20 protein-coding genes are annotated in these 18176 nt (G+C 41.2%); 14 read left to right on the forward strand and 6 right to left on the reverse strand.

Annotation, left to right across the window (positions count from 1 at the left end; all coding sequences use genetic code 11):
- Positions 1 to 53 precede the first annotated feature (53 nt).
- The 3 genes from NYR17_RS05505 to NYR17_RS05515 are packed head-to-tail and all read left to right on the forward strand — an operon-like array spanning position 54 to position 2094.
- Positions 54 to 1316, forward strand: coding sequence for a porin (locus NYR17_RS05505; protein WP_302504736.1), 1263 nt, complete (start codon positions 54 to 56; stop codon positions 1314 to 1316).
- A 1-nt stretch (position 1317) separates the two neighbouring features.
- Positions 1318 to 1791, forward strand: a complete 474-nt coding sequence (locus NYR17_RS05510) for a ribonuclease domain-containing protein (protein WP_302504737.1) — start codon at positions 1318 to 1320, stop codon at positions 1789 to 1791.
- Positions 1792 to 1812: 21 nt separating this feature from the next.
- Positions 1813 to 2094, forward strand: a complete 282-nt coding sequence (locus tag NYR17_RS05515) for a barstar family protein (RefSeq protein ID WP_302507002.1) — start codon at positions 1813 to 1815, stop codon at positions 2092 to 2094.
- A gap of 4 nt (positions 2095 to 2098) precedes the next feature.
- Here NYR17_RS05515 and NYR17_RS05520 read toward each other — a convergent pair whose 3' ends face one another.
- From NYR17_RS05520 to pyrH, 4 genes are all read right to left on the reverse strand, one after another.
- On the reverse strand, positions 2099 to 3100 hold the full coding sequence (locus NYR17_RS05520) for a glycosyltransferase (RefSeq protein ID WP_302504738.1): 1002 nt from the start codon (positions 3098 to 3100) through the stop codon (positions 2099 to 2101).
- A gap of 10 nt (positions 3101 to 3110) precedes the next feature.
- On the reverse strand, positions 3111 to 4274 hold the full coding sequence (locus tag NYR17_RS05525) for a THUMP domain-containing class I SAM-dependent RNA methyltransferase (RefSeq protein ID WP_302507003.1): 1164 nt from the start codon (positions 4272 to 4274) through the stop codon (positions 3111 to 3113).
- A gap of 179 nt (positions 4275 to 4453) precedes the next feature.
- Positions 4454 to 5008 (reverse strand): ribosome recycling factor, encoded by a 555-nt coding sequence (frr, locus tag NYR17_RS05530; RefSeq protein WP_302504739.1) that lies wholly within the window; start codon positions 5006 to 5008, stop codon positions 4454 to 4456.
- 51 nt (positions 5009 to 5059) lie between these two features.
- Positions 5060 to 5767, reverse strand: coding sequence for a UMP kinase (gene pyrH / locus NYR17_RS05535; RefSeq protein ID WP_302504740.1), 708 nt, complete (start codon positions 5765 to 5767; stop codon positions 5060 to 5062).
- Positions 5768 to 5972: 205 nt separating this feature from the next.
- Between pyrH and NYR17_RS05540 the strand changes: the two genes are divergently transcribed.
- The 9 genes from NYR17_RS05540 to rsmG all read left to right on the forward strand — a co-directional run bounded on the left by NYR17_RS05540 (position 5973) and on the right by rsmG (position 15634).
- The gene (locus tag NYR17_RS05540) at positions 5973 to 6785 is read left to right on the forward strand and encodes a helix-turn-helix domain-containing protein (RefSeq protein ID WP_302504741.1); all 813 of its coding nucleotides are present in this window, start codon (positions 5973 to 5975) and stop codon (positions 6783 to 6785) included.
- Positions 6786 to 6890: 105 nt separating this feature from the next.
- On the forward strand, positions 6891 to 7493 hold the full coding sequence (rclC, locus tag NYR17_RS05545; protein WP_302504742.1) for a reactive chlorine resistance membrane protein RclC: 603 nt from the start codon (positions 6891 to 6893) through the stop codon (positions 7491 to 7493).
- 387 nt (positions 7494 to 7880) lie between these two features.
- Positions 7881 to 8201: a hypothetical protein gene (locus NYR17_RS05550; RefSeq protein WP_302504743.1), complete on the forward strand. Its 321-nt coding sequence runs from the start codon at positions 7881 to 7883 to the stop codon at positions 8199 to 8201.
- Positions 8202 to 8535: 334 nt separating this feature from the next.
- A complete protein-coding gene (gene porQ, locus NYR17_RS05555; protein WP_302504744.1) occupies positions 8536 to 9531 on the forward strand; it encodes a type IX secretion system protein PorQ in 996 nt (331 codons plus the stop codon).
- A 30-nt stretch (positions 9532 to 9561) separates the two neighbouring features.
- A complete protein-coding gene (cmk, locus tag NYR17_RS05560; protein WP_302504745.1) occupies positions 9562 to 10233 on the forward strand; it encodes a (d)CMP kinase in 672 nt (223 codons plus the stop codon).
- A gap of 110 nt (positions 10234 to 10343) precedes the next feature.
- On the forward strand, positions 10344 to 12776 hold the full coding sequence (locus NYR17_RS05565) for an alpha-ketoacid dehydrogenase subunit alpha/beta (protein ID WP_302504746.1): 2433 nt from the start codon (positions 10344 to 10346) through the stop codon (positions 12774 to 12776).
- Between the two features lie 61 nt (positions 12777 to 12837).
- Positions 12838 to 13965, forward strand: a complete 1128-nt coding sequence (locus NYR17_RS05570) for a DegT/DnrJ/EryC1/StrS family aminotransferase (protein ID WP_302504747.1) — start codon at positions 12838 to 12840, stop codon at positions 13963 to 13965.
- Positions 13966 to 13983: 18 nt separating this feature from the next.
- On the forward strand, positions 13984 to 15006 hold the full coding sequence (galE, locus tag NYR17_RS05575; protein WP_302504748.1) for a UDP-glucose 4-epimerase GalE: 1023 nt from the start codon (positions 13984 to 13986) through the stop codon (positions 15004 to 15006).
- Between the two features lies 1 nt (position 15007).
- On the forward strand, positions 15008 to 15634 hold the full coding sequence (gene rsmG, locus NYR17_RS05580; protein ID WP_302504749.1) for a 16S rRNA (guanine(527)-N(7))-methyltransferase RsmG: 627 nt from the start codon (positions 15008 to 15010) through the stop codon (positions 15632 to 15634).
- A gap of 172 nt (positions 15635 to 15806) precedes the next feature.
- Here the strand turns inward: rsmG and NYR17_RS05585 are convergent, their stop codons facing one another.
- Together NYR17_RS05585 and NYR17_RS05590 are read right to left on the reverse strand one after the other, a co-directional pair.
- Positions 15807 to 16229, reverse strand: coding sequence for an SH3 domain-containing protein (locus NYR17_RS05585; protein ID WP_302504750.1), 423 nt, complete (start codon positions 16227 to 16229; stop codon positions 15807 to 15809).
- 6 nt (positions 16230 to 16235) lie between these two features.
- On the reverse strand, positions 16236 to 16706 hold the full coding sequence (locus NYR17_RS05590; protein ID WP_302504751.1) for a BON domain-containing protein: 471 nt from the start codon (positions 16704 to 16706) through the stop codon (positions 16236 to 16238).
- A gap of 63 nt (positions 16707 to 16769) precedes the next feature.
- On the opposite strand from NYR17_RS05590, the gene NYR17_RS05595 reads away from it, so the two are divergent.
- Together NYR17_RS05595 and NYR17_RS05600 are read left to right on the forward strand one after the other, a co-directional pair.
- The gene (locus NYR17_RS05595; RefSeq protein WP_302504752.1) at positions 16770 to 17630 is read left to right on the forward strand and encodes a GH25 family lysozyme; all 861 of its coding nucleotides are present in this window, start codon (positions 16770 to 16772) and stop codon (positions 17628 to 17630) included.
- 92 nt (positions 17631 to 17722) lie between these two features.
- Complete coding sequence (locus tag NYR17_RS05600; RefSeq protein WP_302504753.1) at positions 17723 to 18109, forward strand: START-like domain-containing protein; 387 nt, start codon at positions 17723 to 17725, stop codon at positions 18107 to 18109.
- Positions 18110 to 18176: the final 67 nt, after the last annotated feature.

The following is an 18176-nucleotide window of genomic DNA, read 5'->3' on the forward strand; positions in this document are numbered from 1 at the left end:
TTTCGTTAATATTAAAAATTTTACCTTGCTGCCATCAATTTAATGGAAGTTTTATGAAAAAATTATTACTAAGCGCTATGCTATTCTTTGGACTTGCTACTACGGCTAAGGCTCAAGAAATCAAAACGGTAGATACCATTATGGTCTTGAAAAAAGATACCATTATCCCGAAAGCCCACTTGCGACCTATCCACTTAGATGCGCTGCCTTATTACAGTTTTGGTAAAGGTGTGGGCATTACCTCGCCAGACAGTTTATTTCAGTTGAATATCCGTTTTAGAATGCAAAACCGATTGGAAGCTGATTTTAGCGATGCTGAAAAAACAGAATATAAAGCCGCTATCCGCCGTTTAAGGCTTCGTTTTGATGGTTATGTGGGCAATCCTAAATTTTTGTATGCCATCCAACTTTCCTTTGCACCAGATGATGTGGGTAAGGTTAAAGATGGCGGTTACCTCAATATTATTAGAGATGCGATGGTGTTTTATCGCGCCACGGATGAGCTGAGTTTAGGCTTTGGACAGACCAAATTACCAGGGAATAGACAGAGAACCAACTCTTCTGGTGCCTTAGATTTAACCGACCGCTCCATCAATAACGCGATGTTTAATATTGATCGCGATTTTGGTTTCCAAGCCATTTATACCAGTCCTAAAAACAAAAAATCTTGGGGCTATAATCTAAAAGCTGCCATTAGCACTGGGGAAGGTAGAAATTTCAATGAAAAAACCGATGGGCTGGCGTATACAGGCAGGTTGGAGCTCTATCCTTTCGGAAGATTTAAGAAAAATGGTGAGTTTTTTGAAGGCGATTTACAGCGCGAGCCCACTCCAAAACTCTATTTAGGTGGGACTTATCATTATAACCAAAGGGCGCAGTTTTCACAAGGACAAAGAGGGAAAAAATTGCTGGAAAGCCGAGATTTGCAGTCGGTGTTCTTTGATGCGATGATGAAATACCAAGGCTGGACTGCCACCTTCGCCTATATGAACCGAAATACCCCAAATCCTATCACTTTTAATGATGATCAAACGCAGCAAGTGGCAGTATTGGCAGGACAAGGTTATGATGCGCAGCTGAGTTATCTTTTTCCTAAAAACTGGGAAATTATTGGGCGCTATTCTCACAACCAACCAACGAAAGCCATCCAGCATCTGGAGCCGATACATAATCAGTTTTCGTTTGGGGTGACCAAATACATTTGGGAACACGCCTTTAAAGCGCAGTTTGAAGTCAGTAAAAATAATATGAAATACATTGATGGCAGCCAAAAAGACGGTTGGTATGCCAGATTTCAAATAGAAATAGGAATATAAAATGGAAAAAATGAAGGCGCAACAGAATAAAAATCTGTGGTTTTCAATTGCAGCCGTTGTGCTTCTGGTGTTGGGTTTTTGGTTTTTATTGAAGCCCAACGCTTCAGAAGTGGTATCGGCAGCATCGCCAGAAAATCAGAATATTGAGCGTATAGAGGCGCTCACCGAGACTTCTCGCGTGGCAGAATATGTGAAGCAACGCCACCAGTTGCCGCCTTATTACCTCACAAAAAATCAGGCGAAGCGCCAAGGTTGGGTGCCAGCACAGGGCAACCTTTGCGAGGTTTTGCCAGGGAAAGCCATCGGTGGAGATATTTTTGGCAACAGAGAAAGAAAACTGCCCAAGGGCAAAAAATATTATGAGGCAGATGTGAATTACCACTGCGGCAACCGTGGTGCAGACCGCCTGATATTCACCAAACAGGGCGAGGTTTGGCTCAGCACAGACCATTATAGAAGTTTTAGAAAACTCTAATTTAAACTTAAATTTATTTTGATGAAGACCGTATATATTGATTTTGCTTCCATCGGAGATGAGGAAGATTTTTACGCACAACTCAAAGAAAAATTACCGTTACCAGATTATTTTGGTGATAATTTAAACGCCTTGTATGATGTGATTACAGGTGATTTGGCTATGCCTTTACATATAGAATTTGTGAATATGAGTGTGGAGCAATTGGAGCATTTTGAGGATTTACTCACCACTTTAGAAGATGCCGAAGAAGAAACCGAAGGCTTTACTTTTACCTATTATTTAGAGCAATACGAGGATTAGCGGACTAAGATTGATAAAAATGTGATGGGAACGCCTCTTCGGGTTTTTGATGAAGCACATTGAGACAAATCCACGATTTTAGGAAGCCATAGCCATAAGAAAATAACTGAATATAAGTCGCCATTACCGCCATAGTTGCGATGCTGATATTCTTGGTTTTCCACAGTGCATCGCCCCAAACGATGAGGGTATAAAGCCCATAAAGCCCCAGCACAATGCCATTATACCAAATAAAATAATGGAAAATCCCAATAATATAACCGATGAGGAATAGAGAGGGAAACCAGAAAGTCAGTTTGGTATATTGCGGATGCCTTTGGTTGAGAATAGGGCGCGCCACCCCGAATTGATACACTTGTTTAGAGAAGCGTCCAAAATCGGTTCGGCGTTTATGATAAACCCCAATATTACTGAAAAATGCGGTGGTGTAGCCGTGTTCCCAAAGTGTCATTGAGAGGTCTGGATCTTCCCCAATCCGAAGTTCTGAAAAGCCACCCACGGCATCAAAAGCCGTTTTCTTCACGCCCATATTAAAACTCCGAGGCTGAAATTTAGACACTATTTTTTTATTCCCGCGAATGCCGCCTGTAGTAAACAGCGAAGTCATCGCATAAGAAATGGCTTTCTGCATCAGGTTGAAGCCTTTGTGGGCTTTATCAGCGCCGCCAAAAGCATCACAAGGTTGGGTTAAAATATCTTGTTTAATATTGGCGATATAATCTTCTTCCACAATCACATCGCTATCCACAAAGATGAGCCAATCCCCATGGGCACGGCGGGTGCCATAGTTTCTACTCAACCCTGGCCCCGAGTTTTCCTTTCTAAAAAAACGAAGGTTCAGCATCAGCTCAAAAATTTGGATGGTAGGTTTTAGGTCTATCGCAGAGCCATCATCTACCACGATCACTTCAAAATCTTTATCCGTTTGGTGGGAGAGCGAGCTAAGGAGTTCAAACAGCTCGTTCTTACGATTATAAATAGCAATGATGATGGACAGGGTAGGCATAAGTGAAAAACTAAGAGTTAAATTTGGCTTTTTTGCTTCCTTCGTACATTTCGTATTGGAGGAAGCGCGTTTCTAACTTACCGTTGTAGAGCTTTATTTTTCGGCTTGGTCGCAGACCTAATTTTTTCACAGCTTCTAAATCTGCGGTGATGAGCCACGCTAATGTGTTGGGATAGTGTTGTTTAAAGGTATCTCCAATCTTACGATAAAAATCTTCATCAGAAATAGCAAGGCGCTCATCATACGGCGGATTGAACACCATCAGGAGTGGGAATAAATCTTTCTCAGACTCAAAAAAGTTTTGTTTTTTAACTTCTATCACCTCTTCTAATTCAGCAGTGGCGATGTTGGCTCTGGCAGCGCTGAGGGCTTGAAGGTCAATATCATAACCCACAATTTTCCCCTGAAATTCTTTAATTCGGTTAATCCTAAACTCTTTGATTTTGAAAAATAAATCTTCATCATAATTTTTCCAATTTTGGAAGGCAAATTTTTTCCGAAAAATTTGTGCTGGCAGTTCCATTGCCATCATAGCGGCTTCGATTAGGAGCGTGCCACTGCCACACATTGGGTCTAAAAAGTTGCCTTTGCCATCCCATCCCGCCAAGTGCAATAATCCTGAAGCCAAGACTTCGTTAATGGGAGCTTTGCCTTGCTCCACGCGGTAACCCCGCTTGAATAGTGGATCGCCAGAGGAATCCAAAGAGATGGTCACCTGCTCTCTATCAATATGGAGGTGGAGTTTAATATCTGGTGATTTAGGCTCTACATTAGGGCGTTTGCGGTATTTGTGTTGAAAAAAATCAACAATGGCATCTTTCATTTTCAAAGTCATAAACCAAGAATGCGTGAACCGCTCAGAATGCACCGTGGCATCTATGGCAAAACTCTGATGAATGCCAATGAAATCATCCCAAGGAAAGCGCAACAACCTTTCGTAGAACTTCTGTTCATTAAAGGCTTTAAATTCTAAAATAGGCACCAAAACTTTTACTCCTGTGCGTAGGGCATAGTTGATTTTGTAGAGAAAACCTAAATCGCCCACGCAGTTCACGGCTCGGTTTTTAGTTTCCACCTCTCTGCCGCCTAATTTTTTGACCTCTTCGACTAAGATGTTTTCTAATCCAAAAAAAGTTTTAATGCTGATGTTGAGTGCTTCCCAGTTGAGTTTCATAATCTTGTTTAAGATGAACAAAGATAATCTTTTTTTTGAGATTTTAAAATGGAGGAATGGCGTAGCGGCGATTTTTCTCATTTATTTTGAAAAAAACAAACAAAGCTAACGCCAAAAAAAAGCCTCCTGAAAAATAATTTCAAAAGGCTAAGTGAGTGATATTTAAAGTTTCCCCGAGATTAGATTTTCATAATATCGGCTTCCTTATGTTTAAGGTGTTCTTCTACCTTCGCGATGTATTTATCGGTTAATTCCTGCACATCAGCTTCGGTATCTTTAATGATGTCTTCGGAAATACCTTCTAACTTTTTCAAGTTTTTCATAGCTTCTTGGCGGGCATTTCTTACGGTAACTTTGGTTTGTTCGCTTTCAGCTTTGGCTTGTTTTGCCAATTCTTTACGGCGTTCTTCCGTTAGTGGTGGTACATTAAGGATAATGATATCGCCATTGTTAGACGGTGCAAAACCCAAATTAGCCACAATGATGCCTTTTTCAATATCCTTAATGGCAGTGCGGTCCCACGGCTGTATAGCAATGGTCATCGCATCTGGAATAGAGACATTGGCTACTTGGTTGAGCGGAGTAGGGCTGCCGTAATATTCCACCATCACATCTTGCACCATAGCGGTAGAGGCGCGCCCAGCACGGATTTTTAAGAAAGCGTGTTCTAAGTGTTTTATTGCCGCATCCATTTCTTGTTTTGCGGTGTCTAAGATTAACTGTAATTCTTCCATTTTGTTATATGATACTTTTTAAGGTGTTGATAAATTTTAATATTGATGATTTTAGCCTTTAACCACGGTACCCACGGCTTCGCCTTCAATAACTTTAAGGAGGTTTCCTTCTTTATTCATATCAAAAACGATGATGGGCAAATGGTTCTCGTGGCTGAGGGTGAAAGCCGTCATATCCATCACTTTGAGGTTTTTCTCATACACTTCTTCAAAAGAAAGACTGTTGAATTTTACGGCATCTTTGTTCTTTTCGGGGTCGCTATCATAGATGCCATCTACACGGGTTCCTTTGAGGATCACATCGGCACCAATTTCTATCGCTCTAAGCGTGGCAGCAGTATCTGTGGTAAAATAAGGATTGCCTGTACCAGCGCCAAAGATCACCACGCGGCCTTTTTCTAAATGGCGTGTTGCTCTCCTTTTGATGAAGGGTTCTGCCACTTTATCCATTTCTATGGCAGATTGCAGTCTGGTCATCACGCCTTGGTCTTCTAACGCACCTTGCAGTGCCATACCATTGATCACGGTAGCGAGCATTCCCATATAATCGCCTTGCACCCTGTCCATACCTTTGGCAGCACCCGCCAAGCCTCGGAAAATATTACCTCCACCAATCACGATGGCGACTTCGCAGCCTGCGTCTACCACTTTTTTAATTTCTGAGGCATATTCTTTCAGACGTTCGTTATCAATGCCGTATTGAAGGTTGCCCATTAAGGCTTCTCCACTTAATTTTAATAATATTCTTTTATATTTCATTGGTTTACTTTTTATCTTATGGCGTAACCCTTCGGTTTTTTATTTAATGATGCAAATATAAGGATAAAGTGATAATTAAGCGGTATTCTCATTTAAGATTTTGTGTTCTGTGACTCTCATTTTTGATGCGCATTAGGTATTAAAATCCATTAAAATGTCAATAAATACCAGAAAATTACTTAGTTTTGAGGCTTAATTCTCTACGATGCCTTTACCGATAGCTGTTGTTAAAAATCAAAATGTGGCGCCCAATACAGTGGTGCAGTCTCAGGATTATGAGGTATTCCTGACCTTAGAGGCTGTCCAATGTTCTATTGATGATATCTTTTATGAAGTACCAAAATTAGGCGTTCTCTTCCTATCGCCGTACCAAAAAATGGTGTGGCAATCTGCGGCGAAGGTGCATCAGCTCTCTTTTCACGGTGATTTTTATTGCATAGAGTACCATAAGCAAGAAGTAGCGTGCAATGGGTTGTTGTTCAATAATATTTTCAGCAAGCCTTATATCCACCTTTCGGAAGGGCGTTTTGCGGAATTAGAATTGATTTTTGATAAAATGCAACACGAGCTCAAACCTCAAATTCCGATGGCAGATGCTATTTTAAAGACTTATATTCAGCTGGTGCTCGCCATATGCAGCCAAGAAAAATCTTTGGAAATAGAGGAAACGCCACCTTTGGATTCTTTAATGTTAAGGTTTCAAGATTTGATAGAACAGCACTTTGCCCAACAGCGAAGCCCCGCTTTCTATGCTGATGCGTTGGCGGTTTCTGTGGCTACATTGAGCAAAAAAACCAAAAAAGTATTCGGCAAAACGCCTACGGCGCTCATCCAAGAACGGATTATTTTAGAAGCCAAAAAGCAACTCCACCTAACAGAAAAAACCGTGAAGGAAATTGCGGCAGAACTCTACTTCCAAGATGAGTATTATTTCAGCCGATATTTTAAAAAATGGGTGGGCTATTCGCCATCGCATTTTAGGAAAGAAGTGGGCATTTCCATTGTGGCAACACTCTAAGTAGAAGAAAAATTGTCCATTATAAATTCATTTTTATCTATTGTGATGGCTGGGGTAAGGTTTTATTTTTGCACCTGTATTTGTGTAACTTAAAAATAAAAAATAATGAAACCAATACTTCAATTTTTGGCAGGTAGCCAGTCTCAGTTGATTAACTTTATGCGTGTAGCCATTTTTATTGTTATGGCGTGGATCGGTGGTTTAAAAGCCTTTCAGTACGAAGCCGATGGCATTGTGCCCTTTGTAACCAACAGCCCTTTTATGAGTTTTTTCTATCATAATTCAGGGAAAACTGCGCTGGATGAAGAGGGCAAAGAGGTACCGCAGTACCGCCTACACCGCAACCCAGAGGGGAAAATGGTGGCTAAAAATATAGAATGGCACAAAGAAAACGGCACTTATGCCTTTTCGTATGGCTTAGGAACGATGATTGTGAGCATCGGTCTGTTGGTGTTATTGGGCATCTGGTCGCCTAAAATTGGACTTTGGGGCGGTTTGCTCACCTTTGGGATGTCCATTGTTACGCTTTCGTTCCTGATCACTACGCCAGAGGTCTATGTACCGAATTTAGGTGGCGATATGCCAACGCCCAACTTCGGATTTCCTTACCTTTCTGGCGCGGGGCGCTTGGTGCTGAAGGATATTATTATGATGGCAGGCGGACTGATTGTCGCCTCTGATAGCGCCAAAAAATTATTAAAAAGATAAGTTGTATAGTCGCTTTTTGAGACTTGTTCATTAAAATTTCGGTGGTACCTACTACCGAAATTTTTTGTTTTAAATGATGATTTTCAATAAAAATCATTACATTTGTCAAGGTAATCAGTTGACCTTATTGAAGCACTTAGAGTAAAGGTTACCCCAACTAAGGTAAGGATTACACAAGATAAGGTAAAGGTTACCCCAACTAAGGTAAGGGTTACACAAGATAAGGTAAAGGTTACCTCAACTAAGGTAAGGGTTACACAAGATAAGGTAAAGGTTACCCCAACTAAGGTAAGAGTTACGCAAGATAAGGTAAAGGTTACTCCAACTAAGGTAAGAGTTACGGAAGATAAAGTAAAATATATTAACCAATCATTAAAATCAAAAGTTATGGGACGCACTAAATTATCATTCGCAGAAACAGTGTCTAAAGCTCAAGTGATGGCTACGGCACTAAAACAAAATGCTACCGAGGTAGCCAAAAGAGGGATTACCTCAGAGTTTGTTACCGAAATGGAGCAACTCCGCGCAGAGTCTATCCAACTGAACGATGAACAGGAGCAACTAAAAGCCACCCTGAAAGCCAAAACCGAAGCTCTAAACGAGAAAGTGAATCAACTGGAAGCCAAATATAGCGAGGCAAAGAAAATCGTGAAGTTAGATTTTCCACAATCTCAATGGGTAGGTTTCGGTATAGAGGACAAACGGTAGACGCTCCTTATTTTAGATTTGAAATTTAGGGTTTTAATATTAAGGTTTCTCATTTCAAATTTAAAAATTAAAGTTTAAGTTACAGGCTTGGAGGTTCATTCAGAGGCTCCAACCTGTACTTTTTATGAGGTAATGCTTTCATTTATTTTCGGTTCTCGTACTTTTATCTTTTTGCTGTTCCGCACCTTTACCGCTTCATCTTTCAGAATATTAGTATTTCACTGCTTTGTGATTTCCCCTCGTATCTTCTCGTATCTTTCCCAATTCTCTACTTTAAAAATTTTGATTTCACTATAAAAACCTTACTTTTGTAATCTCTATGATAAGTTCAATTTTGAAAAAAGGAATCTTTTTATTAGGCTTTTTTTTGAGTGGCTGGTTGGGGGCGCAAGATGGCACTACGGTGTATCATTTTTTGAATCTTCCAGTATCTGCACGGCAGGCAGCCCTTGGTGATGCGGTATCGGTAAGGGATTATGATCAGAATTTTGCCACCGTTAACCCAGCATTGCTCAATATAGAAATGGATAACCGCCTCTCTGTAAACTACGCGAGTTATCTGGCAGGCTCTCATTACGGCACCATTAGCTATGCTAAAGATTTGGAGTATGGGCATTTCCTAACCGCAGGGGCTAAATATTTAGATTATGGCAGCATCCCCAGAACAGATGAATACGGCAATATCCACGGCGATTTCTCCGCGATAGATGCCGCAGTGGGCGTGGGCTATGCCTATCAGTTCACCGATGATTGGACGGTGGGCGCACAAGTGAACCTCATCACTTCTAAAATAGAACATTACCAATCTATGGCGGTGGCAGGGAATATTGGGGCTGCCTATCATCGTAAAAAAGCCAAGGAAACCATCAGTTTTGTGGTGCGGAATTTAGGTTATCAGTTCAAAACTTATAACGGCGCTCGGGAGTCCCTGCCTGTAAGGGTAGATTTGGGCTATACCAAAATTTTAGATGAATTCCCACTGGCGCTCACCATTACCGCCCACGATTTGCAGAAGTGGAACATCTCGCCAGAATACAACCAAAACGGACAAAAAACCAAATGGACCAAACAGCTGGCAGACCATTTTTCCTTCGGGGCAGAGCTGTTTCCAGAGCAAGCATTTAACCTCCGCGTGGGCTATCATGTGAAGCGTGGCAGTGAGCTGAGTGTTACCGACCAAAGAAGCTTCACAGGGCTGTCGTTTGGCTTTGGCTTTAAATGGTCTTACCTCCGTTTTGATTATACCCACAGCCGTTACCATAATGCCTCAAACCTCAATCAGATTGGGATCGCCTTAGATTTAATAGAAGTGAGAGGCTACAGAAGATAATAATAAAAATACAAGAATAACGCTTGATTTATGAAAAAACAACCCGTGATAGCCGTAGATGGCTATTCTTCTACCGGTAAGAGTTCTATCTCAAAAGAAATAGCCCAGCGTTTGGGCATCATCCATATGGACACAGGCGCTTTGTACAGAGCCATTACTTATGATGCATTACAGCATTGTGCCGAGGGCAACAGCATTGATTTTAAATGTCTATTTTCTCGGTTGGATCAAATTAAATTGGAGTTTAAAACCCAAGACCACGCCCTGATTTTATTGATGAATGGCGAAGATGTTTCCACACCGATTAGAAGTATGCAAGTCAGCCAAAATGTAAGCGATGTAGCCAAGCAACCTGAAGTGAGAGAATACCTACTCCACACCCAAAGGGCTATGGCGGAACAAGGCGGTGTGATTATGGATGGCAGAGATATTGGCAGCGTGGTGCTCCCTAATGCCGATTTTAAATTCTTCCTGACCGCCAGTGTAGAAGAGCGCACCAAACGCCGTTATTTAGAACTGAAAGCATCAGGGGTAGAAACCACAATGGAAGAGGTGAGAGCCAACCTGATAGAGCGGGATTTAAAAGATTCCCAAAGAGCGGTAGCCCCACTGATACAAGCCCCAGATGCCATTTTGATTGATAATTCTAATATGGATAAAGAACAGACCATAGAAAAAATACTCAGCTACATTCAAGGTTAATTTTTGAAATTAAAATGGGCACCAGCTTACAAAAATCATTTTTTTCTGCGCTTTAAAATGTGTGCAGATCAGTAAAAAACATTATATTTGTCAAAATTCAAATTTAAGTTATGCAAACCACGTATACCCCCAATCAAGAGGTTTCCTTTGAGGATTTTAAAAAAAGCATCCTTAGAGATTATAAATTAGGCAGAATTTCCCGAGAAATGGCTTACCTCGGTAGGAGAGAGGTGCTCACAGGAAAAGCAAAATTCGGAATCTTTGGCGATGGTAAGGAACTCCCACAATTGGCAATGGCTAAAGTCTTCAAAAATGGAGACTTCCGCTCTGGTTACTACCGTGACCAAACTTTTGCCTTAGCGATAGATGCCGTATCTATCCAAAGTTTCTTTGCTCAGCTTTATGCCGATACCAGCGTAGAGCGGGAGCCAGCATCGGCAGGGCGCCAAATGAACGGCCACTACGCCACACGAAGTCTTAATGAAGACGGCAGTTGGAAAGATTTGACCGCACAAAAAAACATCTCTTCAGACATCTCGCCAACGGCAGGGCAAATGCCACGATTGTTAGGCTTGGCACAAGCGTCTAAAATTTATAAAGAAATCCAGTTTGAAGGTTCTGAGAAATTCTCTAAAAATGGGCGTGAGGTTGCATTCGGAACTATTGGTGATGCCTCCACAGCGGAGGGCCATTTTTGGGAAACTCTTAATGCCGCGTGTGCCCTGCAAGTCCCAATGATTATTAGCATTTGGGATGATGGCTATGGCATTTCCGTACCCACTTACAACCAAAGAGCTAAGGCGGATATTTCCGAAATGCTTTCTGGTTTCCAAAGAAAAGCTGGTGAAAAAAATGAAGGCTGCGAGATTATCACCGTTAAGGCTTGGGATTATCCTGCATTGCTCAACGCCTATGCCAAGGCGGAAGATTTTGCCAGAAATCAAAGTATTCCTGTGGTGGTGCATGTAAAGGAGGTGACACAGCCACAAGGGCACTCTACATCTGGCTCTCACGAGCGTTACAAATCCGAAGAACGATTGAACTGGGAAGCCGAGTTTGATGGCTTAAAACAGTTTAGAAATTGGATTCTTAATTATGAAAACAACATCAATGGCACTACGGTAAAAATCGCTACAGAGGAAGAATTAGATGCCATAGATAAAGAAGCTAAAAAAGAGGTGAAAGCAGGACAAAAAGCCGCTTGGGAAGTCTACCAAAACGCCATCAGCGAGGTTAAAAATAAAGCCCTCCCAGCGGTAGAAGCTTTGCAAAACCAAAGCCAAGAGATCGCGCCATTATTAGAGCAATTTCAGAAAATTATTTCTGTAGGCAAACGCGATATTTTCCATTTGATGAGAAAGGCACTTTGGCTCACCAGAGATCAAAAATCATCGGAGAGAACCCAATTACAGAAGGTTTATCAAGAACTATTGGCACAAGAGCAAGACCATTATTCATCGCATTTGTATTCTCAATCTCAATGGAAAGCCACCAATGTTAAAGAGGTAAAACCTGTATTCTCCGAAGCTTCCGAAGAGGTAGATGGCAGAGTGGTGGTGAGAAATAACTTTGACAAAATTTTTGAAAAATACCCACAAACCTTAGTTTTCGGCGAAGATACAGGGAACATTGGCGATGTTAACCAAGGTTTAGAAGGGATGCAAGAAAAATACGGCGCTACCCGAGTGGCAGATACAGGCATCCGTGAGGCAACGATTTTAGGTCAAGGCATCGGTATGGCGATGAGAGGGCTCCGCCCGATTGCAGAAATTCAGTATTTGGATTATATTCTCTACTGTTTGCAAGGGATGAGCGATGATTTAGCCACCGTACAATATAGAACCAAAGGCGGACAGAAGGCGCCAGTGATCATCAGAACCAGAGGGCATCGTTTGGAAGGTATTTGGCATTCAGGGTCGCCTATGGCAGGGATTCTCAACCTTTCCAAAGGGATTTTAGTTTTGGTGCCGAGGAGTTTAACCAAAGCGGCAGGTTTTTATAATACCATGCTCCAAAGCGATGAGCCAGCCGTGATTGTGGAATGCCTTAATGGTTATAGATTAAAGGAAAAACAGCCTGATAACTTAGGCGAATTTACCGTGCCTGTGGGGCAGGTGGAGATCACCAGAGAGGGCACAGATGTCACTTTGGTCACTTATGGCTCTACTTGGCGCATCGTGATGGAAGCGGCGCAAGAGTTAGAAAAATTAGGCATTTCTGCTGAAGTGATTGATATCCAGTCGTTAATTCCTTTTGATTTATCCGAAGATATTGCAAAAAGCGTTAAGAAAACCAACCGTTTGGTGGTAATAGATGAGGATGTTGAAGGCGGTGCTTCGGCGTTTATCCTTCAACAGATTTTGGAAAAACAGAAAGCGTTCAGATATTTGGATAGCGATCCGATTACCATTACCGCTAATGACCATCGCCCTGCGTATGCCAGTGATGGCGACTATTTTAGCAAACCATCGGCAGATGATATGGTGGAGAAAATTTACCAACTTTTCCACGAGGTTAATCCTAAAAAATACCCTGAAATATAAGACAATAGGCAAGGTGCTACGGTGGTTTTCATCGCGTGCCTCGGCTTTAAATAAGATAAAAATGAAGAAAATTCAAATGGTAGACCTGCAAACGCAGTACTACAAGATAAAAAACGAAGTTGATAATGCGGTGCTCAATGTGATGGAGTCGGCAGCTTTTATCAACGGTCCAGAAGTGAAATCTTTCCAAAAAGAAATGGAGGATTATTTAGATGTAAAGTATGTAATTCCTTGTGCCAACGGTACAGATGCTTTGCAGATAGCCCTTATGGCATTGGGTTTACAAGAAGGCGATGAGGTGATTACTGCAGATTTTACCTTTGCCGCCACGGTGGAGGTGATTCATCTTTTAAAGCTCAAAGCCGTTTTGGTAGATGTGGATTATGATACCTTTACCATAGATCCAGAGAAAATAAGAAAAGCCATCACGCCGAAAACCAAAGCCATTATTCCTGTGCATTTGTTTGGGCAATGTGCCAATATGGAAGAAATTTTGAAAATTGCAAAAGAACATCAGCTTTATGTGATTGAAGACAACGCCCAAGCCATCGGTGCCGAGTATACCTTCTCAGACGGTACGGTTAAAAAATCAGGAACGATGGGCACCATTGGCACCACTTCTTTCTTCCCGTCTAAAAATTTGGGTTGTTATGGCGATGGTGGCGCTATTTTCACGAATGATGAGCGCTTAGATTACATCATCAGAGGGATTGTGAACCACGGAATGTACGAAAGATATTACCACGATGAGGTAGGCGTAAATTCCAGATTAGACAGCATACAGGCGGCGGTACTTAGGAAAAAGTTACCCCATTTAGATGCTTATAACGAAGCCCGAAGAAAAGCCGCACAATATTATGATGAGGCTTTGGGGCAGCACCCTCAGATTCTAATCCCGAAGCGAGAGGCGACCTCCACGCATGTGTTTCATCAATACACCTTGAGAATTCTCAATGGTAAAAGAAACGAGCTGCAACAGTTTTTAGCGGAAAAGGAAATTCCAGCGATGATCTATTATCCCGTAGCGCTTAGAAAGCAAAAAGCCTACTACCAAGACAGCCAAGATGCTGATTTTATCAACACAGACCGACTTTTGGAGCAAGTGATTTCTTTACCAATGCATACCGAGCTTGATGATGAACAGCTTAAATACATTACAGATTCGGTTTTAGAATTTATGAACCAATAATTTTTAAATAAAAGCACAATGGCGATATTAGTAACTGGCGGTTTGGGGTATATTGGCTCGCATACGGTGGTGGAGCTTCTCAATGATGGCTTTGAGGTGGTGATTATTGATGATATGTCTAATTCGGAGAAATTTGTATTAGAAAATATTGAAGAAATTACAGGCAAAAAGCCCATCTATTACCCTTTTGATTTAAAACGAAGAGAACTTTTAGCCCAAGTTTTAGATGCGCATAACATTGAGGGATGTATCAATTTTGCGGCTTTTAAAGCGGTGGGAGAGAGCCAAATAAAACCAATAGACTATTACGAAAACAACCTTTTTTCGCTGATCAACCTTTTGCAAGAGTTTAAGGAACGCCAGATTTCTAACTTTATATTTTCATCATCTTGCACCGTGTATGGGCAGGCAGACCAGATGCCAATTGATGAAAATACCCCGCTGAAAACGCCAGAATCTTCTTATGGCAAAACCAAACAAATGGGCGAAGAAATCCTCAGAGATTTCGCGATGGCACACGACAAAAAGGTGGCGTTACTTCGTTATTTTAATCCTATTGGAGCGCATCCATCAGGGAAAATTGGCGAGTTACCGATAGGCATTCCGAATAATTTGGTGCCTTATGTTATGCAAACCGCTGCAGGCATTCGGGAGAAATTGAGTATTTGGGGCGATGATTATCCTACGCCAGACGGCACCGCCATAAGGGATTATATCTATGTGGTGGACTTAGCTAAAGCCCATTTAGCCGCCTTAAAACAATTACTCAACGCCAAAGAAAGCCGCGTGGTTGAGGTGTATAACTTAGGCACAGGGCAAGGTTCTTCGGTTTTAGAAGTGGTGAAGGCTTTTGAGGAAGCCAATGGTGTAGCGGTACCTTATCAAATTTGTGACCGCCGTGCTGGCGATATTACCATAGCGTATGCCAATGCAGATAAAGCCGAAAGAGAACTCGGTTGGAAATCTCGCACTCCGTTGAAAGAGGCGCTTCGTACCACTTGGCAATGGCAACAATATTTGGATAGTAGAAAAAAGGCGTAGTATGGTAGAGATGATTTCCCAACATTTTGAACTGACAGAAAGGCAGAAACAACAGTTCGAACAATTGGCGCCGCTGTATCAAGATTGGAATGAGAAAATCAATGTGATTTCTCGTAAAGATATGGACAGTTTGTATGAAAAACACATCTTGCACTCGTTGGGGATTGCCAAAGTAATGCCGTTTGCTGCAGGAACCAAAGTTTTAGATGTTGGCACTGGCGGCGGTTTCCCTGGGATTCCGTTAGCGATATTGTTTCCAGAAGTGCAGTGGACTTTAATTGATTCTATTGGGAAGAAAATCAAGGTGGTTCAAGCGGTGGCTGAGGCTTTAGACTTGAAGAATGTAACGCCTATCCATGGGCGTGCAGAGCAATTGAAAGCGCGTTATCACTTTGTGGTGAGTAGGGCTGTGACTCAGATGCCTGTATTTTTAAAATGGATAAAAGGCAAGTTTGAAAAAGAAGAATGGAATGCTAAGTCCAATGGAGTGCTCTACCTCAAAGGCGGCGATTTATCCGAAGAGTTGGCAGGCTTAAACTGCGAAATATTTGAGCTAAAAGATTATTTTTCTTCTCCATTTTTTGAAACTAAGAAAGTGGTATATCTCCCACAGCGAGAAATTAAATAATGCTTAGCAAAATCACGCAAGTCAAAATGAAGCATTTAACAAATCAAAATGAAAGCATTTAACAAATCAAAATGAAAGTTTTAATTTAATAAGATAGCTCAAAAAAGATAGCACAAAAAATCTCCGCCGCACCTTCGGTGCGGCGGAGATTTGCATTATATTTTATCAAATTTTAGTTGACTTTCAAATATCTGGCATAAGCGTAGCCTTCCTCGCCATCTTTGGTTTTAATTTTCCACCAATCGCCAGTGGCAACCTCTACCAAAGTCACGATTTCGCCTTTCCCAGCTTTGCCCACAACATCTGCTTCCGTAGAAGGTTCTTTGCGGATATTCAGGTTAGATTGCTCAGTAACCACAGTGAGATTAGTCCCCGCAGGAATTCCCGTTACTTGGATGTCTACATTGATATCTGTCGCGGTAAAAGTAGCATCTACAGTCTCTAAAGCGTTCCAAACCAAATCTTTAGTGTCGGTAGAGTTAGTCGTTCCAGAAATGTAGAGAATACCATCTTGCTCTTGCACCGAAAGGTTGTCAATATTAGCATTTTGTGCCGCTGCAATTACGGCAGCATATTTATCAGTAAGTTGTGACATAATTTCTTATTTTACAGTAAGTTGATTGTTGTATTTTCCGATTTTAAGAGCATCTATAGACTCTTTAATTTTTCTGGCTTGTGTAGGAGAAACCTCACCAGTTAAGGTAATTTCGCCATTAGTATCTTCCACTTTTACGCTTGGGAAATCTTTGGTGGCATCTTTTACTTTTTGTAGAACCTCCGCATCTACCGCATTCACTACAACTGGCGCTTCTACGCTTGCCATATCGTGAACCTCTTTAATCCCTGGGATCGCTTTTAGCGAAGCGATCATTTGGTCTTTCTCTTCTTGAGAAGCAAAAGTTCCCGAAAGATGCGCTTGTCCATCTTTTACCTCTACAGAAGCTTGAGGATTGGCTTGCACCACTTGGGTCGCTTGTGTGGTTAATTCTGCATCGTTAGGCTTTTTCTTGCAAGAGGCCAAAGTTAAAGACACCATAGCGGCTAATGCCATAGTTTGAAACAATTTTTTCATAGAATTTTATTTTTTAAGTTAGTATGTTTTAACATCATAATTATTCTTAGTTTTGCAATTGCTATGCCAAAGAAAAGGAACCCGAGAAAAATCAATAAAAAAAGACACCAGAAGCGAGCCAAGAGGAACCACTTGCGCCGTTGGATTTTGTTTGCAGTGTTATTGGTCGCTATGGTGGGCACGGGGTTTTACCTCAAAAACAAACTGACTTTTTACTATGCGTTATTGTGGGGAAAGTCACATAAAACCCTGACCAATAGCGTTTATGAAACGCAGCGCATCAATGCCATTATGGTGGAACATCAGGGAAAAATTTTTGGAATGGATATTTCTCATTATCAAAGGAAGGAAGACATCGTTTGGGATAGTCTAAGCATTGTGAATGGGGATATTCCTTTGGATTTTGTGGTGCTTCGCGCGACAATGGGCAACGCCGCCAAAGACCGACATTTTAATGAGTTTTGGCAACAGTCTAAAAAACACGGCTACACAAGGGGTGCTTATCATTTTTATCGCCCAGATGAAGATCCTGTTTATCAGGCTAATAACTTCTTGGCCAGCGTCCGATTAGAAAAGGGGGATCTTCGCCCTATTTTGGATTTGGAGAAAGTTCCGAAAAGAAAACCCCGTAAAAAATATATAGAAGACATAAAAGTTTGGCTCAAAATTGTGGAAAAAGCCTATGGCACTAAGCCGATTATCTATACTTATTATCATTTTTATAAAGATTATTTGAAAGGTCATTTTAGCACATATCCACTATGGCTCGCCAATTACAACCCCGTGCTGAAGCCGAGTCCTATTGATGATTGGCATTTTTGGCAGTTTACAGAACAAGGCATTGTAAAAGGCGTAGATGTTAAAGTAGACCTTGATGTCTTTAATGGTGAAGCTCGGGATTTTCAAAAAATGAAATTAGACTAATATAAATCAGTATTTAAAAAATTATAACCGAAAATGATTGGTTATCAAAAAATAATTTCTATATTGCAGGACTATATTTAATATCAAAAATTATGGCAAAACATAAAGTAACTTATGAGTTTCCAATGCACTGTTTATCAGAGATATTGTATGAATATATGGCTACGGAAGAAGGATTGGGAGAGTGGTTTGCAGATGAAGTAGAAGAAAAAGGCGACGATTTTTATTTTAGTTGGGGCGGAGGTCCCGCTGAGAAAGCCACGCTAATTCGCTATAAGCCAGAATCTTTTGTTAGATTTAGATGGGAAGAAGATGAGGGCACAAAAAACTATTTTGAAATGTCCATCGTGATTGATGAGATTACGGACGACCTTTCTCTTAACATCACCGACTTTTGCGAGCCAGGAGACGAGGAGGAAAACAAACTATATTGGGAAAATTTAATAGAAAATTTGAGAATAAAATTAGGGGCAGCCTAAATTGATTTTCAGTCACTTAATTTAAATTGAATAATAATGAGCGGTTATTGGTATATCGTTCATTTTT

It is taken from the genome of Riemerella columbina (genome assembly GCF_030517065.1).
Taxonomy (GTDB): Bacteria; Bacteroidota; Bacteroidia; order Flavobacteriales; family Weeksellaceae; genus Riemerella; species Riemerella columbina_A.